The sequence below is a fragment of the Lutibacter sp. genome, from assembly GCF_040883305.1.
In the GTDB taxonomy this organism is placed as follows: domain Bacteria; phylum Bacteroidota; class Bacteroidia; order Flavobacteriales; family Flavobacteriaceae; genus Lutibacter.
The window spans coordinates 1-6,480 of sequence record NZ_JBFLKT010000198.1; the positions used below are offsets into that span (position 1 = coordinate 1).

Annotated in this window: 6 protein-coding genes and 1 pseudogene; 1 reads left to right on the plus strand and 6 read right to left on the minus strand. The window is 29.8% G+C overall.

The genetic code is table 11. From position 1 onward, the window contains the following. From AB1Z17_RS06335 to AB1Z17_RS06350, 4 genes are all read right to left on the minus strand, one after another. On the minus strand, positions 1-424 hold a 424-nt coding region (locus tag AB1Z17_RS06335; protein WP_368050955.1), incomplete at its 3' end, for an indole-3-glycerol-phosphate synthase. A 92-nt stretch (positions 425-516) separates the two neighbouring features. Further along, positions 517-1,506: an anthranilate phosphoribosyltransferase gene (gene trpD / locus AB1Z17_RS06340; RefSeq protein ID WP_368050956.1), complete on the minus strand. Its 990-nt coding sequence runs from the start codon at positions 1,504-1,506 to the stop codon at positions 517-519. A gap of 90 nt (positions 1,507-1,596) precedes the next feature. Then, positions 1,597-2,172 (minus strand): aminodeoxychorismate/anthranilate synthase component II, encoded by a 576-nt coding sequence (locus tag AB1Z17_RS06345; RefSeq protein WP_368050957.1) that lies wholly within the window; start codon positions 2,170-2,172, stop codon positions 1,597-1,599. 3 nt (positions 2,173-2,175) lie between these two features. Then, a complete protein-coding gene (locus tag AB1Z17_RS06350; RefSeq protein ID WP_368050958.1) occupies positions 2,176-3,567 on the minus strand; it encodes an anthranilate synthase component I family protein in 1,392 nt (463 codons plus the stop codon). A gap of 224 nt (positions 3,568-3,791) precedes the next feature. Here AB1Z17_RS06350 and AB1Z17_RS06355 point away from each other — a divergent pair, with 224 nt between their 5' ends. Next, a complete protein-coding gene (locus tag AB1Z17_RS06355; protein ID WP_368050959.1) occupies positions 3,792-4,622 on the plus strand; it encodes a DUF2807 domain-containing protein in 831 nt (276 codons plus the stop codon). A 1-nt stretch (position 4,623) separates the two neighbouring features. Here AB1Z17_RS06355 and AB1Z17_RS06360 read toward each other — a convergent pair whose 3' ends face one another. Both AB1Z17_RS06360 and AB1Z17_RS06365 read right to left on the minus strand, forming a co-directional pair. After that, on the minus strand, positions 4,624-6,207 hold the full coding sequence (locus tag AB1Z17_RS06360) for an aspartate:alanine exchanger family transporter (protein WP_368050960.1): 1,584 nt from the start codon (positions 6,205-6,207) through the stop codon (positions 4,624-4,626). Between the two features lie 169 nt (positions 6,208-6,376). Further along, a pseudogene (locus AB1Z17_RS06365) lies at positions 6,377-6,480 on the minus strand (thioredoxin-disulfide reductase); the annotation flags it as partial.

The window sequence follows — 6,480 nt, forward strand, 5'->3', positions numbered from 1 at the left end:
CTATTAATAAAATGACATCTGCCCCAATTGCTTTTGCTTCAACAATTTGAAACCCATCTACAATAAAATCCTTTCTTAAAATTGGAGTTGTATCTTGGATAGCACGTGCTTTAATTACATCTAAAATATTCCCTCCAAAAAACTGAGTATCCGTTAAAATTGATTGTGCAGCTACTTTAGCATCTAAATATCCGTTGGTTACTTCTTCAATAGTAACTTTGTCGTTAATAATTCCTTTGGAAGGAGATTGACGTTTAAATTCAGCAATTATCCCTGTTGAACCAACCGACAATAAACTCTTTTTTAAAGATAACGGTGTTCTATTAAAGTTTGGACTTTTAATCAAGTTTTCAATTTGAACTTCTTTTCTTAATTGCGCAACTTCTTGCTTTTTATGTGCTATTATTTTATCTAAAATATTCATTTATAATTATTTAAAAATTGAAAAAGTCAAAATTAAATGTGTTTTTTTATTTTGGAGCGATGCTGAATCAAGTTCAACATGACGTTATATTCTTAATTCGTAATTAATTTACTCAAGCTTTCTTTTGCCTTTAACCCAAACAATGAATCTTTTGCTTCTTCAAAAGCTGTTTCAAAAGATTTATTTGCATCAAATGTTTTTAACGCATAGGCTGCATTTGCTAAAACTGCGTTATTTTGAGCTTCTGTTCCTTTTCCATCTAAAATTGAAACAAATATTTTCGCAGCTTCTTCTACTGTATTTCCTCCAAATATCTCCGACTGCTCTAAACGTTTTAAACCCAAATCTTGTGGCGAAACCAATTGCTCGTATCCTTTAGTAAATAATTTAAAATTACTTGTTAATGAAATTTCATCATAACCATCTAAACTAAAAACAATTCCATAATTTTTAGAAGTTTCTTGCAATAAATAATTGTATATCCGTGCAACTTCTAGGTTAAATACACCAACTAATTGATTTTGTGGATTACTAGGATTTACCAAAGGTCCCAACATATTAAAAAAGGTTTTAACACCTAGTTCTTTTCTAATTGGTCCAACTGCTTTCATAGCCGGATGAAACAAAGGAGCGTGTAAAAAACATATATTTGCTTTGTCAATCTGACTTTTTAATTCATCCTGATTATTGGTAAAATTATAGCCTAAATATTCTAACAAATTTGAAGATCCACTTACTGAAGAAACTCCATAATTTCCGTGTTTTGCAACTTTATTACCCGTTCCTGCAACAATAAATGATGTTAAAGTTGAAATATTAAAGGTGTTTTTACCATCGCCTCCAGTTCCACATAAATCTATAGTATTAAATTCTGATAAGTCAATTTTTACAGCCAATTCTAACAAGGCTTCTCTAAAACCTGCCAATTCTTTTACCGAAATTGGACGCATTAAATACACTGTTAAAAAAGATGCCATTTGAGAAGCATTATACTTTTCATTTGCCATTTGAATAAGTACCTCTTTAGCTTCAGCTTTAGTTAATTGCTGTTGTTCAAATAATTTATTTAGTATTGCTTTCATTTTATATTTTTTATGAATATGGTGATTGAGCGAAGTCGAAATCCTTTCAATCAACTGTCACTTCGACTCTGCTCAGTGACCCTTTATTCATTATTTATTTGCTTCAATAAAATTTCTAACTAGCTCCTCTCCAATTGGTGTTAAAATAGATTCTGGATGAAACTGGACTGCACTAATTTTGTGTTTTTTATGTTCTAAACTCATAATATCACCAAATTCATCAACAGCAGTAATTTTTAATTCTTCAGGAAAATCGGATTTTGACGCATTCCAAGAATGGTATCTTCCTGCTTCAAATTCTGTAGGAATATTTTTATATATCTCAGCGTCAAAATCTGTAACTTTCATAGTAGTTGCTACACCGTGAAAAACGGTATCTAAATTTTTTAAACTCCCTCCAAAAACTTCCGTAATTGCTTGCAAACCTAAACATACTCCAAAAATTGGCTTTTTACCTGCATACGTTCTTATTACATCTTTTAAAATTCCCGCCTCATCTGGAATTCCTGGTCCTGGTGATAAAATAATTAAATCGTAGAAATTTATGTCTTCAATTGCTATTTCATCATTTCTAAATACAACCGGATGTTCTCCTGTAATATCTTCAACCATATGAACTAGGTTGTACGTAAATGAATCGTAATTATCTATTATTAGTATCTTCATTTTTTAAATTTTTTCTGCTATTATCAACGCCTTTTTTAAAGCTGCTAATTTGTTATTCACCTCTTGTAACTCTCCTTCTTCTGTAGATTTCATCACAATTCCGGCTCCAGCTTGATAAAATAATGTATTATTCTTGCTCACAAACGAACGGATTGCAATTGCTAAATTTACATTATTATCCAAGCCAATAAAACCAACTGCTCCACCGTAAAAACCTCTGGTCTGATTTTCGTATTTGTCTATTAGTTCCATTGCTTTGTATTTTGGAGCTCCACTTAAAGTTCCTGCCGGAAAAGTATCTCCCACAATTTCAATGGCTTTCCCTTTTGGCTTTCCTTGAACTGTTGAAACTAAATGAATTACATGACTAAAATATTGCACTTCTTTAAAAACATCTACAAAAACATTGCTTGCGTGTTTGCTTAAATCGTTACGCGCTAAATCTACCAACATTACGTGCTCGGCAGTTTCTTTTTTATCGTTAGAGAGTTTTTCACCCAATAAAATATCTTGCGCCATATCGCCAGTTCTTCTAAAAGTACCAGCAATTGGGTTAATAACTGCGCTTTCTGTATCAATTTTAATTTGCGCTTCTGGAGAAGACCCCATCAATTTAAAACTTCCATAATCGAAATAAAATAAATACGGTGAAGGATTTATAGAACGCAATGCTCTGTAAACATTAAACTCATCACCCGAAAAAGATTGTTGAAATTGGCGTGACAGTACTAGTTGAAAAACATCGCCACGTTTGCAGTGTTGCTTTGCTTTGGCTACATTATTTTTGAAATATTCGTCTGTACAATTTGAAGATTCTTCACCTTCAATATTAAAATTATATAAACCAAAAGTACGTGCATTTATCAATGTTTCTATCTCGTACATTCTGGAAATTTCTCCTTCTTCAACGTTTTCTATTAGCGTTAATTCATCGTTAAAATGATTAATTGCAATAATAAAACGGAAAAAACTAAATTGTAAATCTGGAATTTCTGAAGCTGCTTTTTCAGCTTTTAATTTAATAGTTTCAAAATATTGAATGGAATTGTAAGAAATATAACCATAAAACCCGTTGAAAGATTTAATGCTTTCATCACAGTTAACTTCAACGGTACTTTTATAAGTTTCAAAAATTGAATAAAAATCACGATTAATTTCTTTTGAAGCTAATTGTTTGTTTTTATAATTGTACGTAAAGTTATTTTTATCTGCTTTTAGTGTAATTATTGGTTCAGCGCAAATAAACGTATAACTGTCTTCTTTACTGTGATAATCGGAACTTTCTAACAATAAACTATTAGCGTATTTATCTCTTATTTTTGAGTATAAACCAACCGGTGTAACTGTGTCTGCCAACTGTTTTTTTAAAATTGTGTTAAACTTTAATTTCTTCATTTTATTTAAAATAAAAAAGGACTTATCACGAGATAAGTCCTTTTTGTTATATATTGTTAAATTAAATATAAGGGTCGCTTCTCGCTTAATTATTAAGAGAGTTCCACCACCAATTGTTATTTAATATATTTTGCTTCATTTCTGGCACAAATTTAGCATACATTTTTAAATAAGCAAATTATTCTATAAAAAATTAATTTATTAAATTTATAAAAAACTTATTTATGAAACTTTCACATAAAATTACTTTATTTTTTACAGTATTAATAATTACCACAATTAATTCGCAAGACAAATTAAAAGGAAATAAAGAAGTAACAACAGAAGATAGAACCATTTCAGATTTTAACAAATTAGAAATTATTGATGATGTTGATGTATTTTTATCTTTTAATGAAATACAATCTGTAAGTGTAGAAACAGATGCTAATTTACAAGAAGCCGTTATTACTGAAGTTAATAATGGAACACTTGTAATTAAACTCAGTACTAAAATTGTTAGAAAAAAAGAATTGGCGGTTCACATTAAAGTAAATAGAAAACTAAAAGAAATAAACGGTTATAATAGTGCTAAAATAATATCTAAAAATTCTTTAGCAATTGATTCTTTAACTATAAATACTTTTGACAACTCGAAACTTGATTTAAAATTAAACTCTAAAACACTGCAAATAAACAGCAAAAAATCGAGCGATTTAAAGCTTGAAGTTTTAAGTAATTCTATAACTATTAATGCTGAAGAAAATTCAGATATAAAAGGTGCTTTTGACGCAAAAGGTGCATTTTTTACTTTGTTAGATAGAGCTTCAATAAATGTAGAAGGTTCTTCAGATATTTTTGAAATTGAAACTTTAGGAAATACTTCATTTAAAGGGAAAGATTTTAAGTCTAAAGAAGTTTTAGTAAATGCAACAAATTCATCTAGCACTCATATAAACGCAACAAAAACTATAGATTTACGTGTAAAAAATTCGGCTGAAGTTTACTTATACTCCAACCCAAAAATTACAATAACTGAATTTTTTGATAAAGCTTCTCTTAACAAAAGAGATTAAATTATAACAAACTCAATACTTGAACCACAATTATTAGCAATACCATTGCTATAGGATATACTGTTGCATAAGCCACGGAAGGCGCATCTGTATCTACTAAATTATCTATAGCTGCTAATCCTGGCGTACTTGTCATACTTCCTGTTAACGTACCTAATAAAGTAAGCATGTTTAATTTAAAAAATGTTCTAGCTACAAAAGTTGTAATCAGCATAGGAATTAATGTTATCAATATTCCATAAATAAATAACTCTATACCAAACTCTTGAAAAGTATTTACCATGCTTGAACCTGCGCTTGTTCCTACTGCTGCTAAAAAGAAAAGCAATCCAAACTGACGTAATAATTGATTTGCAGCACCAGTCATAGTCCACATTATAGGTCCTGTTTTACCAATTCTCCCTAACACAAGTGCTACCAATAAAATCCCTCCAGTTAATCCTAAACTAAATGAAAAAGAGCTGAAATTGATACTTAATTTCCCTACTAAAATTCCTAAGATTATTCCAGCTGCAATGGGTAAAAAATCGGTATTTGAAAGTTTACTAGTATCGTCTCCAAAAATACGACTCACATGTTTCATATTTGTTTTATGGCACACTACAATTAATTTGTCTCCAAACTGTAATTTAGTAGAAGGGCTAGGAGATATATTAATCCCAGATCTTCTAATACGTGTAATTGTTGCATGGTAAGTATCTAAAATATTTAATTGCCCCAATGTTTTTTTAACAACATCTTTATTTGTAACCAAAATTGATCGGATATCAAAATTAGTATCTAAAGGAATTTCTTGTTTTGTTTCTGGACCAATTAATAATTTAACGCGCTCTAAAGCATCATTTGTTCCAACCGCTTTAATAATATCTCCTTTATGAAAAACAATTTCAGGCTCTGGTGCAATTACAATATTATTATGCATTATTCTTGAAATAACAGCTTTGGTCATAAACCGAATATTTAATTCACCATATGTTTTTCCAATTACATTTTCGTTTTCAACAATAAAGTGTTTTTTAACTATTTCCGGAAAACCTACAGATAATTCTTTTTTATATTTTTTCTCTTCATCTTTTAAATTTATTTTTAAAATACGAGGTAAAAAACTTACAAAAAGAATCACTCCAATAACACCAAAAGGATAACCAATACCATAACCAATTGAAGCTAAGGGTGATTCAGTTGCGTCAATTGCAGCTGCCAATCCAGGAGTACTAGTTAAAGCTCCATTTAATAAACCAATGACTAAATTCTTATCGATTCCAAAAAAATAAAAGATTACAAAAGCCATTAAACCCGAACTTGAAATAAGTATTGTTGACAATATTGCCAGTTCACGCCCATTCATTTTAAAAGATTCAAAAAAACTTGGCCCAGCTTGTATTCCAATAGTAAAAATAAAAAGTACCAATCCTATATATTGGAAGTCTTTTGGAATTTCTACTCCATAATGCCCAAAAATTAATGCTACAAAAATAACAGCAGACACATCAAGTGAAATCCCTTTAATTTTAATTCGACCAATAATAAAACCAATTACTATAATCAAAAAAAATACAAAATAACTGTTAGAAAATAATTCCATTAAGCTGAGTTTTATTGCGCAAAATTAACTACTTATTATTTAAGTAATGCTTTTAATATACAAATTAATTTACGAAATCGATTGCAAATTAACAATGCTGATTTTAACTAAAAGAGGTTGTCTTAAGCTGAAACGTTAACACAACCTCTATAATAACTTATGAAGAATTTTAGTCTAAAGAACCTAAATAACGTTCAGCATCTAATGCTGCCATACAACCAGTTCCAGCAGCTGTAACGGCTTGTCTGTATTCTTTATCTTGAACATCACCAG

Coding starts and splice junctions, on each gene's coding strand:
- trpD (WP_368050956.1), bottom strand. CDS start 1,506: ATGAAAGCAATACTAAATAAATTATTTGAACAACAGCAATTAACTAAA.
- AB1Z17_RS06345 (WP_368050957.1), bottom strand. CDS start 2,172: ATGAAGATACTAATAATAGATAATTACGATTCATTTACGTACAACCTA.
- AB1Z17_RS06350 (WP_368050958.1), bottom strand. CDS start 3,567: ATGAAGAAATTAAAGTTTAACACAATTTTAAAAAAACAGTTGGCAGAC.
- AB1Z17_RS06355 (WP_368050959.1), top strand. CDS start 3,792: ATGAAACTTTCACATAAAATTACTTTATTTTTTACAGTATTAATAATT.
- AB1Z17_RS06360 (WP_368050960.1), bottom strand. CDS start 6,207: ATGGAATTATTTTCTAACAGTTATTTTGTATTTTTTTTGATTATAGTA.